The sequence below is a fragment of the Actinomycetospora sp. 2LY8.5 genome (genome assembly GCF_057180585.1).
This window is the reverse complement of the sequence record NZ_JBXUHE010000001.1, coordinates 297,643-319,481: the sequence shown is the minus strand read 5'-3', so window position 1 is coordinate 319,481 and position 21,839 is coordinate 297,643. Positions and strand designations below refer to the sequence as shown.

26 protein-coding genes are annotated in these 21,839 nt (G+C 74.4%); 11 read left to right on the top strand and 15 right to left on the bottom strand.

All coding sequences use genetic code 11. The features are described 5' to 3' along the window. Positions 1-4: 4 nt before the first annotated feature. Positions 5-904, bottom strand: a complete 900-nt coding sequence (locus AC2A1K_RS01520) for a siderophore-interacting protein (RefSeq protein ID WP_483894537.1) — start codon at positions 902-904, stop codon at positions 5-7. A gap of 94 nt (positions 905-998) precedes the next feature. Between AC2A1K_RS01520 and AC2A1K_RS01515 the strand changes: the two genes are divergently transcribed. Continuing rightward, entirely contained in the window at positions 999-2,450 is a 1,452-nt protein-coding gene (locus AC2A1K_RS01515; protein WP_483894536.1) for a DHA2 family efflux MFS transporter permease subunit, read from the top strand. Positions 2,451-2,452: 2 nt separating this feature from the next. Here AC2A1K_RS01515 and AC2A1K_RS01510 read toward each other — a convergent pair whose 3' ends face one another. Further along, positions 2,453-2,632, bottom strand: a complete 180-nt coding sequence (locus AC2A1K_RS01510) for a hypothetical protein (RefSeq protein WP_483894535.1) — start codon at positions 2,630-2,632, stop codon at positions 2,453-2,455. A 260-nt stretch (positions 2,633-2,892) separates the two neighbouring features. On the opposite strand from AC2A1K_RS01510, the gene AC2A1K_RS01505 reads away from it, so the two are divergent. Together AC2A1K_RS01505 and AC2A1K_RS01500 are read left to right on the top strand one after the other, a co-directional pair. After that, entirely contained in the window at positions 2,893-3,675 is a 783-nt protein-coding gene (locus AC2A1K_RS01505; protein ID WP_483894534.1) for an electron transfer flavoprotein subunit beta/FixA family protein, read from the top strand. A gap of 33 nt (positions 3,676-3,708) precedes the next feature. Continuing rightward, positions 3,709-4,668, top strand: coding sequence for an electron transfer flavoprotein subunit alpha/FixB family protein (locus tag AC2A1K_RS01500; protein WP_483894533.1), 960 nt, complete (start codon positions 3,709-3,711; stop codon positions 4,666-4,668). Positions 4,669-4,713: 45 nt separating this feature from the next. Here AC2A1K_RS01500 and AC2A1K_RS01495 read toward each other — a convergent pair whose 3' ends face one another. Continuing rightward, the gene (locus tag AC2A1K_RS01495) at positions 4,714-5,229 is read right to left on the bottom strand and encodes a cytochrome P450 (protein ID WP_483894532.1); all 516 of its coding nucleotides are present in this window, start codon (positions 5,227-5,229) and stop codon (positions 4,714-4,716) included. Between the two features lie 365 nt (positions 5,230-5,594). On the opposite strand from AC2A1K_RS01495, the gene AC2A1K_RS01490 reads away from it, so the two are divergent. The 4 genes from AC2A1K_RS01490 to AC2A1K_RS01475 all read left to right on the top strand — a co-directional run bounded on the left by AC2A1K_RS01490 (position 5,595) and on the right by AC2A1K_RS01475 (position 8,805). Next, positions 5,595-6,782 (top strand): cysteine desulfurase family protein, encoded by a 1,188-nt coding sequence (locus tag AC2A1K_RS01490; RefSeq protein ID WP_483894531.1) that lies wholly within the window; start codon positions 5,595-5,597, stop codon positions 6,780-6,782. A gap of 7 nt (positions 6,783-6,789) precedes the next feature. Further along, positions 6,790-7,863, top strand: a complete 1,074-nt coding sequence (gene mnmA / locus AC2A1K_RS01485; RefSeq protein ID WP_483894530.1) for a tRNA 2-thiouridine(34) synthase MnmA — start codon at positions 6,790-6,792, stop codon at positions 7,861-7,863. Positions 7,864-7,966: 103 nt separating this feature from the next. Beyond that, positions 7,967-8,437 carry a hypothetical protein gene (locus AC2A1K_RS01480; protein WP_483894529.1) on the top strand — a complete coding sequence of 157 codons (471 nt, stop codon included), beginning with the start codon at positions 7,967-7,969 and terminating at the stop codon, positions 8,435-8,437. 11 nt (positions 8,438-8,448) lie between these two features. Then, entirely contained in the window at positions 8,449-8,805 is a 357-nt protein-coding gene (locus AC2A1K_RS01475) for a PRC-barrel domain-containing protein (RefSeq protein ID WP_483894528.1), read from the top strand. A gap of 129 nt (positions 8,806-8,934) precedes the next feature. On the opposite strand, the gene AC2A1K_RS01470 is transcribed toward AC2A1K_RS01475, so the two are convergent. The 5 genes from AC2A1K_RS01470 to AC2A1K_RS01450 all read right to left on the bottom strand — a co-directional run bounded on the left by AC2A1K_RS01470 (position 8,935) and on the right by AC2A1K_RS01450 (position 15,734). Then, the gene (locus tag AC2A1K_RS01470) at positions 8,935-10,068 is read right to left on the bottom strand and encodes a xanthine dehydrogenase family Fe-S subunit (protein WP_483894527.1); all 1,134 of its coding nucleotides are present in this window, start codon (positions 10,066-10,068) and stop codon (positions 8,935-8,937) included. 26 nt (positions 10,069-10,094) lie between these two features. Further along, complete coding sequence (locus AC2A1K_RS01465) at positions 10,095-10,928, bottom strand: FAD binding domain-containing protein (RefSeq protein ID WP_483894526.1); 834 nt, start codon at positions 10,926-10,928, stop codon at positions 10,095-10,097. Beyond that, positions 10,925-11,704: an enoyl-CoA hydratase/isomerase family protein gene (locus tag AC2A1K_RS01460; RefSeq protein WP_483894525.1), complete on the bottom strand. Its 780-nt coding sequence runs from the start codon at positions 11,702-11,704 to the stop codon at positions 10,925-10,927. The genes AC2A1K_RS01465 and AC2A1K_RS01460 overlap by 4 nt, the downstream gene beginning before the upstream one ends. 65 nt (positions 11,705-11,769) lie before the next feature. Next, positions 11,770-14,139 carry a xanthine dehydrogenase family protein molybdopterin-binding subunit gene (locus AC2A1K_RS01455; RefSeq protein WP_483894524.1) on the bottom strand — a complete coding sequence of 790 codons (2,370 nt, stop codon included), beginning with the start codon at positions 14,137-14,139 and terminating at the stop codon, positions 11,770-11,772. Then, on the bottom strand, positions 14,136-15,734 hold the full coding sequence (locus tag AC2A1K_RS01450; protein WP_483894523.1) for a class I adenylate-forming enzyme family protein: 1,599 nt from the start codon (positions 15,732-15,734) through the stop codon (positions 14,136-14,138). Before AC2A1K_RS01450 ends, AC2A1K_RS01455 begins: the two co-directional genes overlap by 4 nt. A gap of 94 nt (positions 15,735-15,828) precedes the next feature. Between AC2A1K_RS01450 and AC2A1K_RS01445 the strand changes: the two genes are divergently transcribed. Beyond that, complete coding sequence (locus tag AC2A1K_RS01445) at positions 15,829-16,392, top strand: PadR family transcriptional regulator (RefSeq protein ID WP_483894522.1); 564 nt, start codon at positions 15,829-15,831, stop codon at positions 16,390-16,392. On the opposite strand, the gene AC2A1K_RS01440 is transcribed toward AC2A1K_RS01445, so the two are convergent. Further along, a complete protein-coding gene (locus tag AC2A1K_RS01440; protein WP_483894521.1) occupies positions 16,359-17,585 on the bottom strand; it encodes an acyl-CoA dehydrogenase family protein in 1,227 nt (408 codons plus the stop codon). The genes AC2A1K_RS01445 and AC2A1K_RS01440 overlap by 34 nt on opposite strands. After that, a complete protein-coding gene (locus tag AC2A1K_RS01435) occupies positions 17,582-18,586 on the bottom strand; it encodes a helix-turn-helix domain-containing protein (RefSeq protein WP_483894520.1) in 1,005 nt (334 codons plus the stop codon). Before AC2A1K_RS01435 ends, AC2A1K_RS01440 begins: the two co-directional genes overlap by 4 nt. A 71-nt stretch (positions 18,587-18,657) precedes the next feature. Here AC2A1K_RS01435 and AC2A1K_RS01430 point away from each other — a divergent pair, with 71 nt between their 5' ends. Further along, positions 18,658-18,957, top strand: coding sequence for a hypothetical protein (locus tag AC2A1K_RS01430; RefSeq protein WP_483894519.1), 300 nt, complete (start codon positions 18,658-18,660; stop codon positions 18,955-18,957). A 105-nt stretch (positions 18,958-19,062) separates the two neighbouring features. Here the strand turns inward: AC2A1K_RS01430 and rpmJ are convergent, their stop codons facing one another. Genes rpmJ through rpmG form a run of 5 tightly spaced genes read right to left on the bottom strand, consistent with a single transcriptional unit; the run spans position 19,063 to position 20,137 of the window. Continuing rightward, a complete protein-coding gene (rpmJ, locus tag AC2A1K_RS01425) occupies positions 19,063-19,185 on the bottom strand; it encodes a 50S ribosomal protein L36 (protein WP_483894518.1) in 123 nt (40 codons plus the stop codon). A 10-nt stretch (positions 19,186-19,195) separates the two neighbouring features. Continuing rightward, entirely contained in the window at positions 19,196-19,501 is a 306-nt protein-coding gene (gene rpsN / locus AC2A1K_RS01420; RefSeq protein ID WP_483894517.1) for a 30S ribosomal protein S14, read from the bottom strand. Beyond that, on the bottom strand, positions 19,501-19,737 hold the full coding sequence (rpmB, locus tag AC2A1K_RS01415) for a 50S ribosomal protein L28 (RefSeq protein WP_483894516.1): 237 nt from the start codon (positions 19,735-19,737) through the stop codon (positions 19,501-19,503). The genes rpsN and rpmB overlap by 1 nt, the downstream gene beginning before the upstream one ends. A gap of 2 nt (positions 19,738-19,739) precedes the next feature. After that, a complete protein-coding gene (gene rpsR, locus AC2A1K_RS01410; RefSeq protein ID WP_483894515.1) occupies positions 19,740-19,976 on the bottom strand; it encodes a 30S ribosomal protein S18 in 237 nt (78 codons plus the stop codon). Beyond that, entirely contained in the window at positions 19,973-20,137 is a 165-nt protein-coding gene (gene rpmG, locus AC2A1K_RS01405) for a 50S ribosomal protein L33 (protein WP_483894514.1), read from the bottom strand. The genes rpsR and rpmG overlap by 4 nt, the downstream gene beginning before the upstream one ends. Before the next feature lie 59 nt (positions 20,138-20,196). Between rpmG and mrf the strand changes: the two genes are divergently transcribed. Further along, the gene (gene mrf / locus AC2A1K_RS01400; RefSeq protein ID WP_483894513.1) at positions 20,197-21,471 is read left to right on the top strand and encodes a ribosome hibernation factor-recruiting GTPase MRF; all 1,275 of its coding nucleotides are present in this window, start codon (positions 20,197-20,199) and stop codon (positions 21,469-21,471) included. After that, positions 21,468-21,827, top strand: a complete 360-nt coding sequence (locus AC2A1K_RS01395) for a hypothetical protein (protein ID WP_483894512.1) — start codon at positions 21,468-21,470, stop codon at positions 21,825-21,827. Before mrf ends, AC2A1K_RS01395 begins: the two co-directional genes overlap by 4 nt. Positions 21,828-21,839: the final 12 nt, after the last annotated feature.

The following is a 21,839-nucleotide window of genomic DNA, read 5'->3' as shown; positions in this document are numbered from 1 at the left end:
GGGCTCAGGCGTGGGCGTGCCCGTGACCGTGACCGTGCCCGTGCGCCTCCCCGTCACCGGGGTTGTGGTCCTCGTCGAACATCGCGAGGCCGAGCTTCCAGTAGCCGGTGATGGAGACGTCGGCGGCGTCGAGGCCCAGGTCGTCGCGCACCCAGCGGCGCAGTGGCTTGATCGACCCCGCCTCGCCGGCGACCCAGACGTAGACCGACTCGCCGGGCGGCACGGTGAGGGCGCGCACGGCGCTCGCCAGGACGTCGCTGCGTCCCGGCGCGACGCCGTCGCGGTGCAGCCAGGTGACCGTGACGCCCGCGGGCGCACCGAGGTCGACCTCCTCGGCCGCGTCGGCGACCTCGACGAACACCCACCCGCGGGTGTCCGGCGCCATGTTCTCGACCCAGCGCTGGATCGCCGGCAGCGCGGTGGTGTCGCCGGCGAGCAGGTAGTGGTCGTAGCTGCCGGGCACCGCGAGCCCCGCGGGCGGGCCGGCGACCCACACTCGCTCGCCGGGCTGCGCACGCGACGCCCACTCCGAGGCGAGCCCGCCGGGGTGCAGGACGACGTCGAGGTCCAGCTCGCCGGCCTCGGGGTCGTGGCGGCGGACCGTGTAGTCGCGGGTCGGCGGCATCGGCCGGGGCCAGGAGAGCACCAGCCCGTCCTGCTCGGGCACACGCAGCCCGCCGTCGTCGTCCGGGAAGATCAGCTTCACGTGCTCGTCGACGACGCTGTGGCTCTCGAAGCCCGCGAGCTCGGGACCGGTGAGCGTCATGCGCAGCATCGCCGGACCGACCATGCGGGTGCCGGCGAGCTCGAGGCGGCGGACGCGGATGGGGTAGGGCACCTTCGCCCCCGCCGCGCCCCGCAGGGCCTCCGCGACGCGCTCCCGGGGTCGATCCCGATCCACCATGCCCCGTCCTTCCTCTCCTCGACGATCACCTCGACCCTGCCATAGTTAGGTAACCCTTGCCTTGACTGCCGCCGACCCGGGAAGAACCCCGCCCGTGACCGACCCACCGGCTGGTCCGACAGCGATCGACGCGCGCCTGCTGCGCACCGCCTTCGTGCTGGTGCTCGGCACGTTCATGGCGACGCTCGACGCGACGATCGTGAACGTCGGCATCGACACGCTGGCGCAGGAGTTCCGGGCCACGGTCACCGAGATCCAGTGGGTGACCACGGCCTACCTGCTCGCCGTCCTGCTGGCCGTGCCGTCGTCGGGCTGGATCGTCGACCGGTTCGGGGGCCGGCGGACGTGGATCGGCGCGGTCGTCCTGTTCCTCGTCGGCTCGCTGCTGTGCGCCCTGTCGTGGTCGATCGAGAGCCTGATCGTCTTCCGTGTGATCCAGGGTCTGGGCGGCGGGCTCCTCCCGCCGGTCGGGCAGGCCCTCGTGGCCCGCGAGGCCGGACCCCGGCGGATCGGGCGCATCATCAGCATCGTCGGGGTCGTCCCGCTGCTCTCCCCGGTGATCGGGCCGATCGTGGGCGGCTCGATCCTCGGCGCCGCCGACTGGCCGTGGCTGTTCTGGGTCAACCTGCCGATCGGGATCGTCGCCGCCCTGCTGGCCCTGCGGTTCGTCGCGCCGAACCCGCCGGCGGCTCAGGGCGCGCCGTTCGACGTCCGCGGCGCGGCCCTGCTCCCGCCCGGCGTGGCCGCGCTCGTGTTCGGGCTGACCGAGCTCGGCAACGGGCGCGCGTTCGGCTCCGCACCGGTGCTCCTCGGGCTGGTGGGTGGAGTGGCGCTGCTCGCGGGATACGTGGTGCACGCGCTGCGCATGCGCGGTGTCCCGCTCATCGACCTGCGGCTGTTCACGCGGTCGCCGTTCGGGGCCGCCGCGAGCGCCCTGATCATCCTGGGCGCCTCGGTCTACGGCGCGATGTTCCTGCTGCCGCTGTACTTCCAGATCGGGCGCGGCCTCACACCGTTCGCGGCGGGCCTGCTGCTCGTCCCACAGGGCATCGGGGCCGCGGTCGGCTCGATCGTCGTCAACCGGACCGTGGACAAGGTCGCGCCGCGCACGCTGGTGCTCACCGGGATCGGGCTGATCGCCGTGGGCACGGTGCTGTTCACCCAGCTCGGCAGCGTGCCGTCCGACCCGCTGATCGTCGCGTCACTGCTGGTGCGGGGGATCGGGCTCGGCATGATCGGGGCGCCGGTGATGAGCATCGTCTACTCGTCCATGCCGCACGCGCAGCTCCCGCGGGCCTCGAGCGCGCTGAACCTGCTCAACACCCTGGGCGGGTCGGTCGGGACGGCGGTGCTCGCCGTGATCCTGCAGAGCAGGCTCGACGCGCGTGGTCCGCTGGGCGAACCGGGGGTCGCGCTTGCCTTCGCCGACACGTTCTGGTGGACGCTCGCCTTCTGTCTCGTCGCCGTCATCGGGGCGACGAGACTGCCCCGCCGGGCGCCGACGGCGGGGACGACGGCGGGGACGACGGCGGGGCAGCGCTCGTAGTTCTAGTGCCCGCCGCCCTGCCCGCCGCCCTGCCCGCCGCCCTTGCCGCGGAACTTGTTCAGCGCGTCCTGCGCCTTCTGGCGGTTCTTCGGGTCCTGCGCGTAGCGCTTGGCCTGGTCGGCGTACTTGCGTCCCTGCGGGCTCTTCAGGAACTCCTGGATCTTCGAGAACAGACCGGGCACGACGACTCCTCACGGAGGGCGAGGCGGTCTTTCCGCCCCGTGTTCGACCAGGATATCGCCCGAATCGGGCGCTCCGTTGTTACCGGGCGGTAGGGGCCTACACCCTACTAGCGAGTAACAAGAGAGGTGTACGCCACGCTGCCACCGCGCACGGAGCGTGGGAGAGTCGGGGCAGGAGGTAAGTTACCGACGGGTACCTTACTGAGCGGTAACAACGTCCCGCCGGGACGGATGCGAGCACAGGAGGTCGCAGAAGGCCCATGAACATCGTCGTGCTGATCAAGCAGGTGCCGGACACCTGGTCGGAGCGCACCCTCTCCGACGCCGACAAGACGCTCGACCGCGCGTCCTCCGACGCGGTGCTCGACGAGATCAACGAGCGCGCCGTCGAGGAGGCGCTCAAGATCAAGGAGTCGGGCGACGCCGAGGTCACGGTCCTCACCGTCGGCCCGGACCGCGCCACCGACTCCGTCCGCAAGGCCCTGTCGATGGGCGCGGACAAGGCCGTCCACGTCAACGACGAGGCGCTGCACGGCTCGGACGCCGTGACCACCGCCAAGGTGCTGGCCAAGGCCATCGGCACCGTCGGCGAGGTCGACCTGGTGCTCGCGGGCAACGAGGCGACCGACGGCCGCAGCGGCGCGATGGCCGCGATGGTCGGCGAGGTCCTCGGGTGGCCGTCGCTGACCCACGCGGGAGCCCTGACCGTCGAGAACGGCTCCGCCAACGTCAAGCGTGAGACCGACGAGGGCACCTGCGACGTCACCTCGGCGCTGCCCGCCGTCGTGAGCGTCGGCGAGAAGATCAACGAGCCGCGCTACCCCTCGTTCAAGGGGATCATGGCCGCGAAGAAGAAGCCGGTCAGTGCCCTCGGCATCTCCGACCTCGGCCTCGACGCCGGAGAGGTCGGCCTCGCGGGCTCGCTGACCCAGGTCGACTCCTTCGCCCCGCGCCCGCCGAAGTCCGGCGGTCAGAAGATCTCCGACGAGGGCGACGGCGGCTCGAAGATCGCCGAGTTCCTCGTGGGCCAGAAGCTCATCTGATCACCCCGGACCACCGAAGAGGAGCAACCGCACATGAGCGAAGTGCTGGTCCTCGTCGACCACGTCGACGGGGAGATCAAGAAGAACACCTACGAGATGCTCACGGCGGCCCGCCGGCTGGGCGAGCCGTCGGCCGTCGTCGTCGGCACGCCGGGCACCGCGGCGAAGCTCGCCGAGGGCCTGGCCGCGCACGGCGCGGAGAAGGTCTACGTCGCCGAGTCCGACGACGCCGTGAACTACCTGTCGACCCCGCAGGTCGATGCGCTGGCCACGCTGGTCGAGCGGGTCTCGCCGCCGGCCGTGCTGATCGCGGCGGGCGCCGACGGCCGCGAGGTCGCGGGCCGCCTGGCCGTACGCACCAACTCCGGCTGGCTCAACGACCTCGTCGACATCGACGGCGAGCGCGAGGGCACCCACTCGATCTTCGGTGGCGCCTTCACCGTGCAGTCCCGCGCGACCACCGGCACCGCCGTGGTCTCGTGGCGCGCCGGCTCGATCGACCCCGAGGAGAACGCCGGGGCGGGCGCGCAGGAGACCGTCGAGGTCCCCGCGATCGACGAGGCGACGTCGGCCAAGGTGTCGAACCGCCAGCCGATCGTCGGCGGCGACCGCCCGGAGCTCACCGAGGCGAACGTCGTCGTCGCCGGGGGCCGCGGTGTCGGCTCGGCCGACAACTTCTCGGTCGTCGAGGGTCTGGCCGACTCGCTGCACGCCGCGGTCGGCGCCTCGCGTGCCGCCGTCGACTCCGGCTACTACCCCAACCAGTTCCAGGTGGGCCAGACCGGCAAGACGGTGTCGCCGCAGCTCTACATCGCGCTCGGCATCTCCGGCGCGATCCAGCACCGCGCCGGCATGCAGACCTCGAAGACGATCGTCGCGGTCAACAAGGACCCCGAGGCCCCGATCTTCGAGATCGCCGACTTCGGTGTCGTGGGCGACCTGTTCTCGATCAGCCCGCAGCTGACCGAAGAGGTGCAGAAGCGCAGCTCCTAGGGGTGGTGCGCGAGCCGTTCCGACCGAAGGGCCCCTTCGCTCGATCTAGTCGAGCGAAGGGGCCCTTCGGTCGGTTCTCGGGCTCGCCTCACCGGCGCGCAGCCGGCGTCCGCCGATCTCGGTGTCGGCGAGGACCGTGCGGGTGTGCGAGCGCGTCGGCGTCGCGAGGCGCAGGAGCTCCTCGAGGGCGTCCGGGATGCGCTCGGGAGCGGCGCGCACCTCGTCCTGAAGCTCCGGGTGCTCGGCGAGGAGCAGGAACACGAAGCTCATGGAGCTCGCGGTCGTCTCGAAGCCCGCGGGCAGCAGGATCACGCAGTAGTCGAGGATCTCCTCCTCGGTGAGCGGGCGCCCGTGGACCGTCGCGGTGGTCAGCGCCGAGACGGGGTCGTCGGCGGGCTCCCGGTGCTTGGCGGCGGCGAGGCCGGTGAAGTACGCGGAGATCTCGTCGGCCTGGGTGCTGCCCTCGGCGCGGCCCCGGACGAGCGCGACGGCGAGGTCGGCGAGCCGGTCCCGGTCGGGCTCGGGCACCCCGAGCGCGTCCATCAGCGCGTGCGCGGTCATCGGGTTGCACAGCTCCCCGAACAGCTCGCAGCGCCCGCGGTCGGCGAAGAGGTCGCGGGCGACCGTAGGTCCGGCGACGGCGGGTCGAAGTGGTCACGGACGTGCTCGGGGTCGTCGTGGGCTCCGGCGGGGCACTGCGGTGCCCCGTAGCCCGTGCGCTCGGTCATACGGTCTCCAGCGGCGGACGGGCGTGACCGGCCGCGACGCCAGTGCTCCGCTGCGTCACACGACCAGGTCATCGGAGCGGAATCGTGACAAGCCGTCCGAAGCACGAGCCCGCCTCGCTCCTCCGTCGCGCGGCGTCCTCCTGCCGGACGGTGGCTGGGGAGACCTGTCGCGCACGAGGGGATTACGCTGGTCGGTCGATGACCTACCTCGACCACGCGGCGACCACGCCGATGCTGCCCGAGGCGGCGGCCACTCTCACCGAGGCGCTCGGGCGCGTCGGCAATGCGTCGTCGCTGCACTCGGCCGGGCGGCGGGCGCGGCGTGCGGTCGAGGAGTCCCGCGAGGCGATCGCCGAGGCCGTGGGCGCGCTGCCGTCCGAGGTCGTCCTGGCGACCGGCGGCACCGAGGCCGACAACCTCGCGCTCAAGGGCCTGTACTGGGCCCGCCGGGCCGCCGACCCCCGTCGCACCCGGGTCGTCGTGTCCGCGGCCGAGCACCACGCGGTCCTCGACGCCGGCGAGTGGCTCGCCGAGCACGAGGGCGCGGTGCTCGACGTCCTCCCCGTCGACCCGGAGGGCCGCGCGGACCCCGCGGCGCTCAAGGCCCTGCTCGACGACCACGGTGAGGAGGTCGCCGTCGTCAGCGTCATGTGGGCCAACAACGAGGTCGGCACCGTCAACGACGTCGCGGCGCTGGCAGAGGTCGCGCACACGCACGGCGTGCCGATCCACACCGACGCCGTGCAGGCGGTCGGCGCGGTGCCGGTCGACTTCGCCGCCAGCGGGGTCGATGCCCTCTCGCTGACCGGGCACAAGCTCGGCGGTCCGGTGGGTGTCGGCGCCCTGCTGCTGCGCCGCGACACCGCGTGCACGCCGCTGCTGCACGGCGGCGGGCAGGAGCGCGACGTGCGCTCGGGCACCCTCGACGTGCCCGGCACCATGAGCCTCGCGACCGCCGTGCGCGCCGCCGTCGCCGACGTCGAGCGGCGCGCCGCGACGATGACCGCCCTGCGCGACGACCTCGTCGCCCGCATGTGCGCCGAGGTGCCCGACGCTCGTCTCAACGGCGTGCCCCTCGACCGCCCCGGCGAGCGCCTGCCCGGCAACGCGCACCTGTCCTTCCCCGGCTGCGAGGGCGACAGCCTGCTGATGCTGCTCGACGCCCGGGGCATCGAGTGCTCCACCGGCTCGGCCTGCACCGCCGGCGTCGCCCGCCCCAGCCACGTCCTGCTCGCGATGGGCCTCGACGAGGACCTCGCCCGCGGCTCCCTGCGCTTCTCCCTGGGCCACAACTCCACGGCCGCCGACGTGGACGCGGTGGTCGAAGCGATCGGCCCCGTCGTCGAGCGCGCGCGCCGGGCCGGGGACGCGCTGGCCCGATCGTGAGCGCGTCGTGAAGGTCCTGGCCGCGATGAGCGGCGGCGTCGACTCGGCGGTCGCGGCCGCGCGGCTGCGCGACGCGGGGCACGACGTCACCGGCGTGCATCTCGCGCTGTCGGCGAAGCCCGCCACCATGCGCGAGGGCGCGCGCGGCTGCTGCTCGGTCGAGGACTCCCGCGACGCCCGGCGCTGCGCCGACGTCCTCGACATCCCGTTCTACGTCTGGGACATGGCGGCCCGGTTCCGCGACGACGTCGTCGAGCCCTTCGTCGCCGAGTACGCCGCGGGGCGCACGCCGAACCCGTGCCTGCGGTGCAACGAGAAGATCAAGTTCTCGGCGGTGCTGGAGCGCGCGCGGGCCCTGGGCTTCGACGCGGTGGGGACGGGGCACTACGCGCGGCTGGCGGGCGGCGAGTTGCGGCGGGCGGCCGACCCCGACAAGGACCAGTCCTACGTGCTCGGTGTCCTGCGCCCCGACCAGCTCTCCGGTGCGCTCTTCCCGCTCGGCGGCAGCCCGAAGACCGAGGTGCGCGCGGAGGCCGCCGAGCGCGGGCTCGTGGTGGCCGAGAAGCCCGACAGCCACGACATCTGCTTCATCCCCTCCGGCGACACCCGGGGCTTCCTCGCGGAGCGGATCGGCGAGGCGCCGGGGGAGATGGTCGACCCGGCCGGCGAGGTCGTCGGCCACCACCGCGGTGTCCACGACTTCACCGTCGGCCAGCGCCACGGCCTCGGCATCCGCCGCCCCGCCCCCGACGGGCGCCCGCGCTACGTGCTCGGGCTCGAGCCGGTGAGCCGGACGGTGCGCGTCGGGCCGGCCGAGGCTCTCGACGTCACCGGCCTGTCCGCGTCGTCACCGGTCTGGCTCGTCGACCCGCCGGCGAGCGACCTGGTCTGCGTGGTCCAGGTCCGCGCCCACGGCGGGCTGGCGGGCGCGACCGTGCGGGTGGTCGACGACGGCGTCGCGGTGACCCTCGACGAGCCGCTGCGCGGTGTCGCGCCCGGCCAGGCGGTGGTGTTCTACCGGCCGGAGTCCGGCGGCGACGTCGTGCTGGGCAGCGCGACGATCGCGTCCACCGCGCCCTGAGCCCGGGTGCTCCGGGGACCAGTGGCGTCCTGGTCCCCGGAGACCTTCGAGCCCCTCGCGGCGCCGTCCTCCGTATAGCGTGAGGAGTAGAATCGGCGTGAACATGAGCACCGTTTGCGTCGGGTGCGGCCGCGAGATCCCCGCGGAGCGCGCCGAGCTGGGATACACCTACTGCACGGCCCCGGCCTGCCAGGCGCGGTTCCGTCAGGGCCCGACGGTCACCGCGGTGGCGGTCAACAAGAGCGGCGACGCCTACCGGGTCGCCGCATCCGACGACGCCGCCGACGACATCGCCGCGCGCGCCGCCGCCGGTGAGTTCGGCCGGAAGAACACCGGCCTCGGGACGGAGCACGTCGATGTCCCGCGGGTGCCGGCGCCGCGACGTCCCGTGACCCGTCGGCCGACGCGTCGGGCCGAGCCCGCCTGGACCCCGGCCCAGGAGAACGTCGTCCGCCTGTACGCGGACATGGGCCTCTCGCCGCGGCAGATCGCCGAGCGGGCGCGGCAGAACACGCCGCGGCTGAACATCACCGAGAACCTCGCGGTCCGCGTCCTGTCGTCCCCGCGCCGCTAGTGTCCCGGCCCATGGGCTTCGAGGCGGAGAACATCCGCGACTGGCAGGGCAAGGCGATCGTCGACCCCGCCGGCGGGAAGATCGGCACGCTCGAGGCGGTCTACGTCGACACCGTCACCGACGAGCCGGCGTTCGCCACGGCCGTGGTGGGCATCGTCGGGCGGCGGCGCCTGACCTTCGTCCCGCTGGCCGGGGCCACGGTGGCGCCCGACCACGTGCGGGTCACCGTCGCGAAGGACCTCGCCAGGCACGCCCCGTCGATCGACACCGACGGGGAGCTCGCCGCCGAGGACGAGCCGGCGATCTTCGAGCACTACGGCCTCGCCGCGTCCTCGCCCGGCGCCGCCCGGCGGCTCGCCCGGCGCTGACGTCGTGCCGATCCGCCTCGAGGACGACGCCACCGACCCGCGCGTCGCGTCATCACCATCGACCGCCCCGAGGCCCGCGACGCGCTCGACCCCGAGCACCAGGCGGCGCTCGGTGACGCCGTCCTCGCGCTACGAGGGCCGCTGAAACAGACGCCGGAGGCGGGCGAGCAGGGCGGCGAGGGCGAGGCGTAGCGGACTCGAACGGTGGCTCGGTGCCTCGCCGGTGCGGGCCGCCTCGTCGACGGCGTCCGCGAACTGCTCGAACAGCCGCCGGGACACGTCGCCGGCCAGCGCCCGGCCGAACTGGGCGACGCGGCCGGTGAGGTGCACGTCGGCGTCGGCTCGCAGCGTCGTGCCGCCGCCGTCGCTCGGGGCGGCGGCCAGTCGGATGACGGCCTGGGTGGACGAGCCGCCGCGGTCGGCGCCCTGCGCGAGGACGCGCATCCGGCGCGCCGCCGGATCGTGCTCGACGACGTGCGCGAGGCCCTCGAAGCGCAGCGACACCGGTCCGAGGGCGACGACCGCACGCCCGCGGTAGCGGTCGTCGCCGAGGTCCTCGGTCATCTCCGCGCCGGGCAGGCAGGCGGCGAGGCGCTCCATGTCCGCGAGCACGGCCCAGACGTCGTCGACGCCCGCGGCGAGCTCTCGGCGCACGTCGACCGTCGCCGTCGGAGGGCCCGAGGGAACCGCGACTTCTTCGATCGAGCGCGTGGCGTTACGGACGTTGGATGTCTGCGACGCCACGCCGCTGACATCGCCGAGGCGCCCGGTGAGCGCCGGGGGGACGGCGGCGCGGGGTGGGGGGACGCCGTCGGGGTGCTCGCGGGCGACGTCGGCGACGGCGGCGAGGATGCCGCGGTAGCCGGTGCAGCGGCACAGCACCCCGGACATGTCCTCGGGCAGCGACTCCTCGGCGTAGGTGCCGCCCGCGAGCAGGTCGTAGGCGCTCATGAGCATGCCGGGCGTGCAGAAACCGCACTGCAGGCCGTGGTGGTGGGAGATCGCCTGCTGCAGCGGGTGCTGGTCGTCGGCGCTGCCGAGCCCCTCGACCGTGGTCAACGAGGCGCCCTCGCACTGCACCGCGAACAGCAGGCACGCGCGCACGGCCTCGCCGTCGAGCAGCACCGTGCACATCCCGCACACGCCGTGCTCGCAGCCGACGTGGGTGCCGGTGAGCCCGAGGCGGTCGCGGAGCACGTCGGACAGGGTCGTACGCGGCGACACGGCGAGCGTCACGGTGCGCCCGTTGACGGTCAGGGTCACGTCGACTCCTGCGTCGGCCTCGATCCTCATCGGTGGGCCTCCCGGTGCGCGCGTGCCAGCTCCCGGGCCGCGAGCACACCCAGCAGGCGCGCCCGGTAGCCGCGCGAGCCGTGGGCGTCGCCCTCGGTGTCGACGACCTCGTGCGCCAGCGCGTCGGTTCGCTCGCGCAGTCCGGCCTCGGTGGGGTCGGCGTCCAGCGTCAGCTCGCGGACCACGGGCCGGTCGGACACCCCGAACGCCGCGAGCGTCGCCTGGTCGCCGCGCACCCGCACCGCCACCCCGGCCAGCGCGAAGTCCCCGTGACGGCGCGCGATCTCGGCGAACCCGAAGCCCTCGCCGTCGTCCGCCACCGGGAAGCGCACGCCGGTCACGAGCTCGTCGGGGCCCGCGGCCGTCGTCATGGCGCCGGTGACGAACGCCCGGGCCGGCACCACCCGCTCCCCGCGCCGGCCCCGGACCAGCACCGACGCCCCGAGGCACGCGGCGACCGCGGGCAGCTCGGCGGCCGGGTCGGCGTGCGCGAGGCTCCCGCACACCGTCCCGCGGCTGCGGAGCTCTCGGTGGCCGACGAAGGGCAGCGCGCGCCCGATCAGCGGGACCGCCGCGACCTCGGCCGACCGCTCGATCGCCCGCTGGCGCACCGCGGCTCCGACGTGGAGCTGCCCGTCCTCCACCACCAGGCCGTCCAGGCCCGGCAACCGCGTGATGTCCACCAGCGTCCCCGGTCGCCCCAGGCGCATCGCGAGCACGGGCACCAGCGACTGGCCGCCGGCGAGCACTTTCGCGTCGCCGCCGGCGAGCACGTCCACCGCCTCGTCGACGGTGTCCGGGCGGCAGTAGGCGAACGGCGCGGCTTTCATCGCCCGGTGAACTCCGGCGCCCGCTTCTCCCCGAACGCCGCGACGCCCTCGGCGAAGTCGTGGCTCGAGCGCAGCATCGCGTAGGCCTTTCGCTCCAGCTCGATCCCGGAGGAGAGGGGCGCGTCGACGCCGCGGTCGAGCACCTCCTTGGCGGCGCGCAGAGCGAGAGGCGAGAAGCCCAGCATCTTGGTCACGAGCGCCTCGGTGGCCTCGTCCAGCGCCGCGCGGTCGGGGTGCAGCTCGGCCACGACGCCCCAGTCCGCGGCCTCCTGCCCGGTGATGCGCTTCGCGGTCATGATGTGGTGCTTGGCGCGCGAGAGTCCGATCAGGCGCGCGAGCCGCTGCGTGCCGCCGGACCCCGGGATCATGCCGAGGTTCATCTCGGGCAGGGCGAAGCGGCTGCGCTCGGTGGCCAGCCGGATGTCGCAGGACAGGACCAGCTCGAGGCCCACGCCGAAGGCGTAGCCGTCCACGGCGACGATCACCGGCTTCGGGCTGCGGGCCGGGGCGGTGACGTTGTGCCCGAGGTCGGTGAAGTCGATGGGGTCGACCTCCATGAACCCGGCGATGTCCCCGCCCGACGAGAAGTGCTCGCCGTCGGAGCGGACGACGACGACCTGCACGCCCTGGTCGCGGTCGATCTCGGCGAAGCGTTCGGCCATGAGCCTGCGCATCTCCCACGTGATCACCGTGTACGGCCCGTGGGACAGCGTCACATCCGCGACGCGGCCGTCGTGCGAGCGCTCGAGCCGGACCTCGCCACCGGTCAGTGCCATGGGTCGTGTGCCTCTCGTCGTCGGGGTATGTGAGCACTTTCCGGGCCGATAGGCCCGGAAAGTGCTCACATGAGGAGGTCGTGGATCACGGAGCCGTGCAGGGGCAGGGAGTCGATCGCGACGCCGGCGGGGGCCAGGGCGTCGGCGACGGCGTTGGCGTACGCGACGGGCAGGCTCATCGAGCTGCCCTCGCCGCAGCCTTTCGCGCCGAGCGGGGTCAGTGGCGAGGGCGAGGAGAGGTGGTCGGAGACCAGGTCGAACGCGGTCTCGGCGCTGGTCGGGCACAGGTAGTCGAGGAACGTCGCCGACGTCGGCTGGCCGGCGGGGGAGTAGCGGAACTCCTCGTACGCCGCCCCGCCGAGCCCGTGCACGAGCGCCCCGAGCACCTGGCCCTCGATGAGCACCGGGTCGAGCACCGTGCCCGCGTCGTGCACGGTGGCGACACGGTCCAGCGTCACGACGAGCGTGTCCGGGTCGATGCGCACGCCCACCATCTCGGCCACGAAGCCGTAGCAGAGCGAGGAGTTGATCTTGTCCTCCGCGCTCGCCGCGACGGCCTCGGGCGGCACGAACTCGCCCTCGGTCGCCAGCCGCGCGGGCGCCCCCGCCGGCAGGGCGCCCGGATCCCAGTGCACGACGCCGGCCGCGTGCCGGAAGAGGCACTCCCGCCCCGAGACCGGGTCCCGCACGCTCCCGGCCGCCAGCTCCAGCCCGGCGGCGTCGACACCGAGCAGCACCGAGGCACCCGCGCGCACCGTCTCCGCCAGCCGGTCCACCGCCGCGACCACCGCGCTCGTGACCAGCGGCGCGAAGCGCGACGAGTAGCTGCCCGAGGTCACCGTCCAGGGCGTCGACGCGGTGTCCATGTCGACCACCACGCGCACCTGCTCGACGGGCAGCCCCAACCGGTCCGCCGCCACCCGGCGCGCCACCGTCGCGTGCCCCTGGCCCTGCGGCACCGAGCCGAGCAGCACCGTCACCACGCCCTGCAGGTCCACCGACGCGCGCACGATCTCGGTCGACCCCGACTTGTCGCGCCCGGGCTTGCGCTCCGCCGCGGGTGTCGCCAGCCCCACGTAGCCGATGTTGGTGCCCGACGGGTCGACCACCAGCGCCAGCCCGACCCCGTAGTACGCGCCCTCGGCCCGCGCGGCCTCCTGGCGCGCGCGCAGCTCGTCGTAGCCCCCCTTGGCGAGCAGCAGGTCCAGGGCCGCGGAGTAGTCGCCGGAGTCGTAGAGCCCGCCGGTCGCGGTGCGGTGCGGGAAGGAGCGCACGAGGTTGCGGCGGCGCACCTCGGCGACGTCGAGGCCGGTGCGCGCGGCAACGGCGTCCATCAGCCGCTCGAGCCCGAAGTAGAGCTGCTGGCCCCCGAAGCCCCGGTTGAGGCCGGTCGGGGCGCGGTCGGTGACCACGGCGCGGGCGCGGATCGCGACCGCGGGTACGTCGTAGGCGCCGGTGATGTTGCCGAAGCAGCGGTAGAGCGTGCTCGGTTCGGGCGGACGCAGGTACGCGCCGACGTCGTCGACGAGGTCGACGCGCAGCGCCTCGACCGTGCCGTCGGACGAGACCGCCGCCGAGAACTCCATCACCCGCCCCGCCCCCGACGAGCTCGCCAGCAGGTGCTCGACGCGGTCCTCGTTCCAGCGCACGGGACGCCCGGCGTGCTTCGACGCGAGCGCCATCAGCACCACGTAGGGATAGATGCCGGACTTGATCCCGAAGCTGCCGCCGATGTCGGCGGGCACGTGCAGCCGGAACCGCGAGACCGGGACGCCCAGCGCGCCCGCCGCGACCGGCACCATCGTGAACGGTCCGTGGAAGTTCGCCCACACCTCGACGGCCTCGACCCCCCAGTGCGCGACCAGCCCGTAGCACTCCATCGGCACCGACGAGTAGCGCGGGAACGTGTACTCGCCGCTCACCACATGCGCGGCCCGTGTGAACGCGCCGGAGACGTCGCCGAACGCGAACGTCCGGTCGGTCGCGACGTTCGTCCCCGCCTCGGGGTGCAGCAGGACCGCGTCCGGTTCCAGCGCCGACCGGGTGTCGACGACGACGTCGAGCGGCTCGTAGTCGACGGTCACCAGCTCGCACGCGTCCTCGGCGACGTAGCGGTCGCTCGCGACCACCACGGCCACCGGCTCCCCGACGTAGCGCGTGACGTCCACCGCCGAGGGCAGGTAGGGCATCGGGGTCGCGGTCGAGAGCGGGAACGGCCGCACGGCCGCGCGCACCTCGTCGGGCCCGATCACGGCCGCGACCCCGGGGTGCGCCCGCGCCCGCTCGAGCTCGACCGACCGGATCCGCGCGTGCGGGTGCGGGCTGCGCACGACGGCGGCGACGAGAGTGCCGGGCAGCGGGTCGAGGTCGTCGACGAACCGCCCCGCGCCCGCCACGAGGGCGGCGTCCTCGTCCCGCGCGGGCACCCAGCTCACCGCGTCCCCCGATCCGACCGAAGGGTCCCGTCGGTCGATCTCTCCGACCGAAGGGGCCCTTCGGCCGGAACACCGGCGGTGTCGGCGAGCGCGGTGTAGTCGCCGCCGACGAGCACGCGGCGCAGCGTCTTGCCCACCGCCGAGCGCGGCACCGCGTCGACGGCGATGACGCGCTTCGGGCGGCGCAGCGAGGGCAGCGTCTCCCGACCCCACACGTCGGCCGCGGCCACCGCCTCGGCGGGCGCGACGCCGGGCGCCGGCACCACGAACGCCGTGACCGCCTGGCCCCACCGCTCGTCGGGGAGCCCGACCACGACGACGTCGGCGATCGCCGGGCAACGCACGAGCGCGGCCTCGGTCTCGTCGGGGTGGACGTTCTCGCCGCCCGTGTTGATCATGTCGTCGACGCGGCCCGCCACCCACAGGTCGCCGTCGTCGTCGGCCACCGCGAGGTCGCCGGTGAAGTACCAGCCGCCGCGGACGGCCTTCGCGGTCGCGTCCGGGCGCAGCCAGTAGCCGGCGAACGCCTCGGGGCTCGCCATCGACACGACGACCTGGCCCTGCTCGCCCGGCGCGACCTCGTCGTCCGGGGACGCACCCGGCGACGGGTCGACCAGGCGCACGCGGCTGAACATCCCGGCCCGCCCCGCGCAGCCGGGCTTCGCCGCGACGTCCGGGCCGATCGTGAACGTGTAGATCTCGGTCGAGCCGAAGTGGTTGACGAAGGCCTCGGGCGCCACCGCGTCGACGAGCCGCTCGGTGAGCGCGGGCGCCATCGGCGCGCCCGCGTAGGCGAGCCGGCGCACCCCGGCGAGCGCGGCGGGGTCGGCGTCGCGCAGCAGCGACCAGTACATCGTCGGCACGAGGTAGAGCGACGTGACCCGCTCCCGCGCGATCAGGTCGGCGGCCTCCGCGGCGTCGAACCGCGCCAGGGGCACCCACGTCCCGCCCGCGACGATCGTGGCGAGCAGGGTGCGTAGGCCCATCGTGTGGAACAGCGGCATCACCCCGAGGACGACGTCGCCGGGGCGCCCGCCGGTCTGCACGAGGTGCGCGACGGCCGCGGCGTGCTCGGCGCGGTGGGTGCGCGGCACGCCTTTCGGGCGGCCCGTGGTGCCCGACGTGTAGAGCATGACGCTGAGGTCGTCCGCGGTCGGAGGGTCGGACGGCGCGGTGTCGGGCCGGTCGAGGGCCTGGCGCTCGACCTGCTCGAGGTCGAGGTGCGCGACCGGTCGGATGCGCTCGTCGGTCAGGGCCGCGGCCGCCGCCTGCTCGGTGGCGGGCTCGCTGATCACCAGCGCGGGGGCCGCGTCGGCGAGGCAGTGGGCGAGCTCGGACGGGCCGAAGCGCGGGGACAGCGGGGTGGCGACGGCGCCGAGCCGCTGGGCCGCGAGGTGCAGCGCCGCCGCCGGCTCCCCGCCGCGTAGGACGAGGGCGACGCGGTCGCCGCGGCGGACGCCGAGCGCGAGCAGGGTGTGCGCCAGGCGGGCCGTGCGGGCGTCCCACTCGGCGAAGGTCATCGGCCGCGGGCCGCCGACGGCGCGCCGCGTCGGGAAGCGCTCGACCGCCCACGCCCAGACCGTCGCGAGATCCACGGCCCGCCTCCCGATCATGCTCCGACGCATACCATCTGTTTCGGACGGTATGGGACGTATCGCGGAGCGGCAAGGGTCGGTACGCTCCGCGGCCGTGGCCGACCGGCTCTCCCCGACCTCCTACGTCGTGCTCGGCACGATCGCTCTGCGCGGCCCGTCGACGTCGTACGACCTCAAGCGGGCCGTCGGACGTTCCATCGGCTACTTCTGGCACTTCCCGCACGCGCAGCTCTACTCGGAGCCGCAGCGCCTGGCCGAGCTCGGCCTGCTGGAGGCCGAGACGGAGGAGGAGGGCCGGCGTCGCCGGACCTACCGGCTCACCGACCAGGGGCTCGGCGAGCTCAAGGCATGGCTGGCCGAACCGACGCCCGAGCACTTCCAGATGCGCGACATCGCCGAGCTCAAGCTCTTCTTCAACGAGGTCGGCGAGCCCGGCGACGTCGAGCGGCTGGCGCGCGAGCAGATCGCCGCGCACCGCGAGCGCATCGCGGTCTACGAGGACATGCGGGACCGGTACGCCGACCTCGACGCCGTCGCCAAGCGCATGATCACGCTGCGGCTCGGTCTGGAGATGGAGCACGCCGCCCTGCGGTTCTGGTCGGCGCTGCTGGACGAGGTCGGCGCTCAGTCCATCCCGGACGCCGCGAGCGGGTCGTAGCCCGACGCGCGGAACAGCTCCTGGAGCTGGCGGCGGCGCACGCCGATGTTGCTGCCCTCGATGACGGGGTAGGCGAGCGCCTCGTCGAGGTACTCGATGATCGGGAAGCATGCGTCGTACGCGGTCACGCCGACCAGCTTCACGAGGTCGTTGATCACGTCGACGCCGGTCTCGGAGCCGAACACCTTCGAGTGCAGCGCCAGCTCGGCGGCCGAGGGGTGCTGGGCCAGGACGGCGTCGAGCGCGCGCCAGGCGAGCAGCCGGGTGGCCTCGATGCGGCCCTTCGCGTCGGCGAGGACGTCGGCCACCGCCTGGTGGTCGATGATCGGCGTCGGGCCGCCACGGGTCTCGGTGGTCGCGAAGCGCCAGGCGATGTCGAACGCCCCCCGCATCGCGGCGACGGCGAAGACGCCGATCGAGGCGCCGCTGGGCAGGAACGCGTGACGGGTCAGCGCGGCGCCCTGTCCCTCGGCGCCGAGCAGGTTCGCCATCGGCACGCGGACGTCGTGCAGGCGCACCCGCGAGGTCAGGCAGCCGCGCAGGCCGGGCAGGTCGAGATGCTCCTCGACCTCGACGTGCCCGGCGAGGTGCTCACGCTCGGCGACGATCAGCGAGATGCCGCCCGGTGCGCGGCAGACGATGGTCATGAGGTCCGGGCCGTCGCCGTCCCACCCCGACAGGTGCGACGCCCACGCCTTGCGGCCGTTGATGACGTAGTGGTCGCCGTCGGGCTGCGCGGTCGTCCGCGTCCCCGTCGGGGTGTCGAAGTTGGCGCTGCCCTCCGGCTCGCTGTAGGCCATCGCCGCGAGCGGCGCCCCGGAGTCGGCGAGGAACGGCGCGACGAACCGCGCGACCTGGTCCGGGGTGCCCGCCTCGTAGACGGGCGCGAGCGCGATGAGCGGGCCGGCCATGGAGATCGTGAAGTCGGGGCTGTGGACCGCCCACTCCTCGACGAAGATCGCGGCGTCGACGCCGTTCGAGGCGGCGCCGCCGACCGGCGCCGGGATGAGGCCCTTGAGGAAGCCCTGCCCGACGGCCTTCTCGAACACCGGGCGGGCGAGCAGGGCGCGGGTGAGCGGATCCGGCTCCGCGCGGACGGCGGCGGCCAGGTCGCGCAGGTGGTCCTCGGCGAAGGCGCGGGCGGCGGCCTTGAGCTGCTCTTGCGCGGGGCTCAGCAGGAACGACACGGTCATACCCGTCGAGCGTGGCCTGCGCTCCCGGCCCCGTCTCGGCTTTCCGGGCACGGACCCGTGCCGTACGTGCACCGCTCCGACGGGCGCATCTCCCGCGGCGAGACCCCGAAGCGGCGGCGGAACGCCCGGGCGAACGCCGTCGGGTCGTCGAAGCCGTGCGCGCGGGCCACGGCGGTGACGGTGGCCGTGGTCGCGGGGTCGGCGAGCGCGGCCGCGCAGCGCTCGAGACGGAGGCGTCGCACGGTCGCGGCGAACGATTCGCCGGCATCGGCGAACAGGTTGTGCAGCGTGCGCGGAGAGATGGCGAAGCGCCGGCACGCCCCGGCGACGGTGAGGTCGCGGTCGCCGAGGTGGCGCTCGACGTACGCGAGGACCGCGGTGCGGGTGACGCCGGCGCGGGCGCCCGTCCCGGGACGCTCGGCTCGTTCCGCGATCGCCGCCGCGACCGCCGTCGTGAACGACTCGGCGAGCTCGCCACCCCCGGGACCGTCGGCGTCGACCGACCACAGCGCGGGCATCAGGGCGGCCACCGCGGCTCCGGCGCCGGCCGGGGCGACGGCCCCGCCGAGGCGTGCGCGGCGACCGTGCAGCTTCGCGTCGAGATCGTGGTGCGGAACGCGGAACGACAGCATCTGCCAGGGCCGGTCGAGCTCGAAGAAGTAGGGCTCGGCGGTGTCGACGACGACGAGCTCACCGGCCCGGACGACGCTCGTGCGCTCGCCGACCGTGGTGATGCAGCGCCCGGCCAGCTGCAGGTTGACGAAGTAGTACGCGCCGTCGGTGCGGGCCACCTCGCGCGGGCCGTGGTCGGTGCGCTGGGGGCGCGAGCGCAGCCGCGCGCGGTTGAGGCCCGCGAGCCTGCGGGTCTCGACCTTCGCCGCGAACCCGTCCTCGTCGGTCGTGCGGTGGGGTGTGAGCGGGACGAAGGCCTGGCAGATCACCTCGTGCCAGTACGAGAACTGGTCCCGTGCCGGCAGCGTCGAGATGTCCCAGACGGCCACCACGATGACGCTAGCGCCGCCCGGCACACTCGGGCCACGGTCGAGGCCGTGTCCACGGAGAGGAGGCCCGGATGACGACGCCGGACGGGCACGACGCGGACCTGGTGGCCGGGGAGCCCCGCCGGGTGCTGCGCAAGGCGCTCGCACACCTGTCGACGCAACGGCGCGAGGACGGTTCGCTCGAGTTGCTCGGCGACGTGCCGCCCGATCTCGCCGACCCGCTCCTGCGTGCGATGAGCCGGGTCACCGAGGAGCTCGCGGCCGACGACGAACGCCGGGGCGAGGTGCCCCGCAGCGGCGGGCGGCTGCACGCGGACGCGTTCGTCGCCCTGCTGCTGCGGGTCACCGACACGCCGCCGGAGCAGGCCTGAGGACGTGGCCTGAGGACGTGGCCTGAGGACGAACGAACGGCGCGTTCGCTGCTTCCGGGCGAATTCGCCCCGACGCAGCGAACGCGCCGTTCGTTCCCGCCGGCGTCAGCCCTGGCGGGCCTTCCACTTCGGGTTCTGCTTGTTGATCACCAGGGTCTTGCCGTGCCGCCGCACAACGCTCGATCCCGGCTTCTGCTTGAGGGCCTTCAGGGAGGCACGCACCTTCATCTCGACTCCTTCACCAGCTGGATTTCGGGACGCCCGGCAGGAACCCGGCGTGGGCGTACTCCCGCAGCCGCACCCGTGAGAGCCCGAACGCGCGCAGGTGTCCGCGCGGGCGCCCGTCGACGGCGTCGCGGTTGCGCACCCGTGTCGCGCTGGCGTCCCGCGGCTGGGCGCGGAGCTCGCGCTGCGCCGCGGCTCGGGCGGCGTCGGACGTCGCCGGGTGCTGGATCAGCGCGGTGAGCTCTGCGCGACGGTCGGCGTAGCGCGCGACGGTCTCCCGGCGGCGGGCGTCGGCGGCGATCTTCGACTTCTTCGCCATCAGATCCTCTCCCCGGCGGCGCGCAGGCGGGCCACGACGGCGTCGATGCCGTCGCGGTCGACGGTCTTGATCCCCTTGGCCGACAGGCGCAGCCGGACCGTGCGGCCGAGGCTCGGGACCCAGTAGCGGCGGTCCTGGACGTTGACCCCGAACCGGCGCGGGGTGCGGACGTGCGAGTGCGAGACGTTGCGCCCGGTGCCGGGCGAGCGTCCGGTGACCTGGCAGCGACGCGCCATCGTCATCCCTTCCCGGAAACGGAGGAGTAGGGCAGTAGCGCCATCTCGCGCGCGGTCTTGATCGCCGCGGCGACCTGGCGCTGCTGCTGTCCGGTCAGCCCGGTGACCCGCCGCGAGCGGATCTTCCCGCGGTCGGAGACGAACCGGCGCAGCATCGCCACGTCCTTCCAGTCGACCGCGGCGACGTCGCGCAGGGGGTTGGGCTTGCGGCGCTTCGGCGGCCGCGGCGCCCGGCTCACCGCTCCTCGCGGAAGTCGACGTGGCGGCCGGCCCTGGCGTCGTACTTGCGCAGCACGAGCCGGTCGGGGTCGTTGCGGCGGTTCTTGCGGGTGACGTAGGTCGTGCCGGTGCCGGCGGTCGAGCGCAGCTTCACGATCGGACGGATGTCGTTCCGGGCCACTGTTCCCCTCCTTGTTGGCAATGATTATCGTTCACGATAACGCCGACGGAGGGAGCGTTATGCCTGAGGGTCCGGAGACCGGACTGACGCTGGTGTGCGGCGCCGACCGGGCCGCCGCCGCGGCGGTGGCGGGATCGGTGCGAGGCCGGCACGGGGTGCTCGTCGCCCACGACCTGCGCGGACTGGGCGAGGGCGTCGTGCACCGGCGGGTGGTCGACGACGACGGCGCACGGGACTCGGTGCTCGAGCTCGCCCACGGCTGCGTGGCCTGCACGCTGCGCGAGGACCTCCTGCCCTTGCTGCTGCGCCTCGCCCGCGACCCCGCGGTGCGCCACGTCGTGCTGCTGCTCGACCCCGGCATGGAGCCCGAGGCGGCGGCCGAGGCCCTGCACGCGCTCGTGCCCGCGGGTGCCGACGGCCCGGTCACCGACGTGCTCGCCCTGCGCGGCGTCGTCGGCGTGATCGACGCGGAGACCTGGCTCGACGACGCGGGGAGCGACGAGGCGCTGGGGGAGCGCGGCCTCGGGCTCACCGGCGACGACGAACGCACGGTCGCGCAGATGGTGGTGGCGCAGGCGGAGTTCGCCGACGTCCTCGTGGTCGCCGGGCGCTGCGCGACGCCCTGGGACCGCGTGCGCCTCGACGCCGTCCTCGACCGTCTGGCCCCGCGCGCCGAACGCCTCACCGTCGCCGACCCGCCCGGCGGCGCGCCGGAGATCGCGGCCGAGCTGGGCGCGGAGGTCGTCACCCGGCTCGCGGAGCTCGGCCCGGACGCCCGGCGCGGCAGCCCGGAGGACGCGCACGCCCCGCTGCTGCGCGGCCAGCCGCCGCTGGCGCGCGACGCGGGAGTGTCGCTGCTGCACGTCGGGCACCGCCGCCCGTTCCACCCCGAGCGCCTGCACGCCGCGATCGACGTCCTGCTGCACGGCACGATCCGGGTGCGCGGGCGGGTCTGGGTCGCCTCGCAGCCCGAGCACGTGCTGTGGCTCGAGTCGGCGGGTGGGGCGCTGCAGATCGGGTTCGCGGGGACGTGGCTGGCGGCCGGCGACACCTGGGACGACGTGGACGACGAGCGCCGCGCCGCCGCGGCCCTGCGCTGGGACGAGCGGTTCGGCGATCGCGAGCAGCAGCTCGTGGTGCTCGTCCACGACGCCGACCCGGCCGGGATCGTCGAGGCCCTCGACGCCGCGCTGCTCACCGACGACGAGCTCGCGCGCGGGGAGGCGGCGTGGCGCCGGTTCCCCGACCCGTTCGAGCACCGGCACGTCGACCCGTGCGCCGAGCTGCCCGGCGTCGTCGACGAGGCGTTCGAGGGCACGGAGGGGGAGCGATGACCGACACCGTCGGGTTCACCGCGGTCTACTGCGGCGCCGCCGACTGCCCGCACCACCAGCGCCCCGCGCTCGGGCGCGAGGACGTGAGCGAGGCGCTGCGCGGCGCGGTCCGCCGGTGCCCGCACGGGGTGCTGGTCAGCGCGCCGTGCCTGACGACCTCGGCGTGCGGGCAGGGCACGGCGCCCCACGGGGCCGGCGCGCTCGTGCTCGTCCAGCCCTGCGACCGCGCGCGGAGCCCCACCGGGCCCGCGGTCGTGGCCGGGCCGCTGCACGAGCACGCCGACGTCGACGACCTGTGCGCGTGGCTCGCCGGCGGCGTCGAGCACCCGCCGCCGGATCACCTGCGGGCCGGCTGACTCCGTGACAGC

Coding starts and splice junctions, on each gene's coding strand:
- rpmJ (WP_483894518.1), bottom strand. CDS start 19,185: ATGAAGGTGCGTGCCTCCCTGAAGGCCCTCAAGCAGAAGCCGGGATCG.
- AC2A1K_RS01430 (WP_483894519.1), top strand. CDS start 18,658: ATGACGACGCCGGACGGGCACGACGCGGACCTGGTGGCCGGGGAGCCC.
- AC2A1K_RS01395 (WP_483894512.1), top strand. CDS start 21,468: ATGACCGACACCGTCGGGTTCACCGCGGTCTACTGCGGCGCCGCCGAC.
- AC2A1K_RS01460 (WP_483894525.1), bottom strand. CDS start 11,704: ATGGCACTGACCGGTGGCGAGGTCCGGCTCGAGCGCTCGCACGACGGC.
- AC2A1K_RS01480 (WP_483894529.1), top strand. CDS start 7,967: ATGAGCACCGTTTGCGTCGGGTGCGGCCGCGAGATCCCCGCGGAGCGC.
- AC2A1K_RS01495 (WP_483894532.1), bottom strand. CDS start 5,229: ATGACCGCGCACGCGCTGATGGACGCGCTCGGGGTGCCCGAGCCCGAC.
- AC2A1K_RS01465 (WP_483894526.1), bottom strand. CDS start 10,928: ATGAAAGCCGCGCCGTTCGCCTACTGCCGCCCGGACACCGTCGACGAG.
- AC2A1K_RS01475 (WP_483894528.1), top strand. CDS start 8,449: ATGGGCTTCGAGGCGGAGAACATCCGCGACTGGCAGGGCAAGGCGATC.
- rpsN (WP_483894517.1), bottom strand. CDS start 19,501: ATGGCGAAGAAGTCGAAGATCGCCGCCGACGCCCGCCGCCGGGAGACC.
- AC2A1K_RS01440 (WP_483894521.1), bottom strand. CDS start 17,585: ATGACCGTGTCGTTCCTGCTGAGCCCCGCGCAAGAGCAGCTCAAGGCC.
- AC2A1K_RS01505 (WP_483894534.1), top strand. CDS start 2,893: ATGAACATCGTCGTGCTGATCAAGCAGGTGCCGGACACCTGGTCGGAG.
- AC2A1K_RS01520 (WP_483894537.1), bottom strand. CDS start 904: ATGGTGGATCGGGATCGACCCCGGGAGCGCGTCGCGGAGGCCCTGCGG.
- AC2A1K_RS01490 (WP_483894531.1), top strand. CDS start 5,595: ATGACCTACCTCGACCACGCGGCGACCACGCCGATGCTGCCCGAGGCG.
- rpmB (WP_483894516.1), bottom strand. CDS start 19,737: ATGGCGCGTCGCTGCCAGGTCACCGGACGCTCGCCCGGCACCGGGCGC.
- AC2A1K_RS01500 (WP_483894533.1), top strand. CDS start 3,709: ATGAGCGAAGTGCTGGTCCTCGTCGACCACGTCGACGGGGAGATCAAG.
- mrf (WP_483894513.1), top strand. CDS start 20,197: ATGCCTGAGGGTCCGGAGACCGGACTGACGCTGGTGTGCGGCGCCGAC.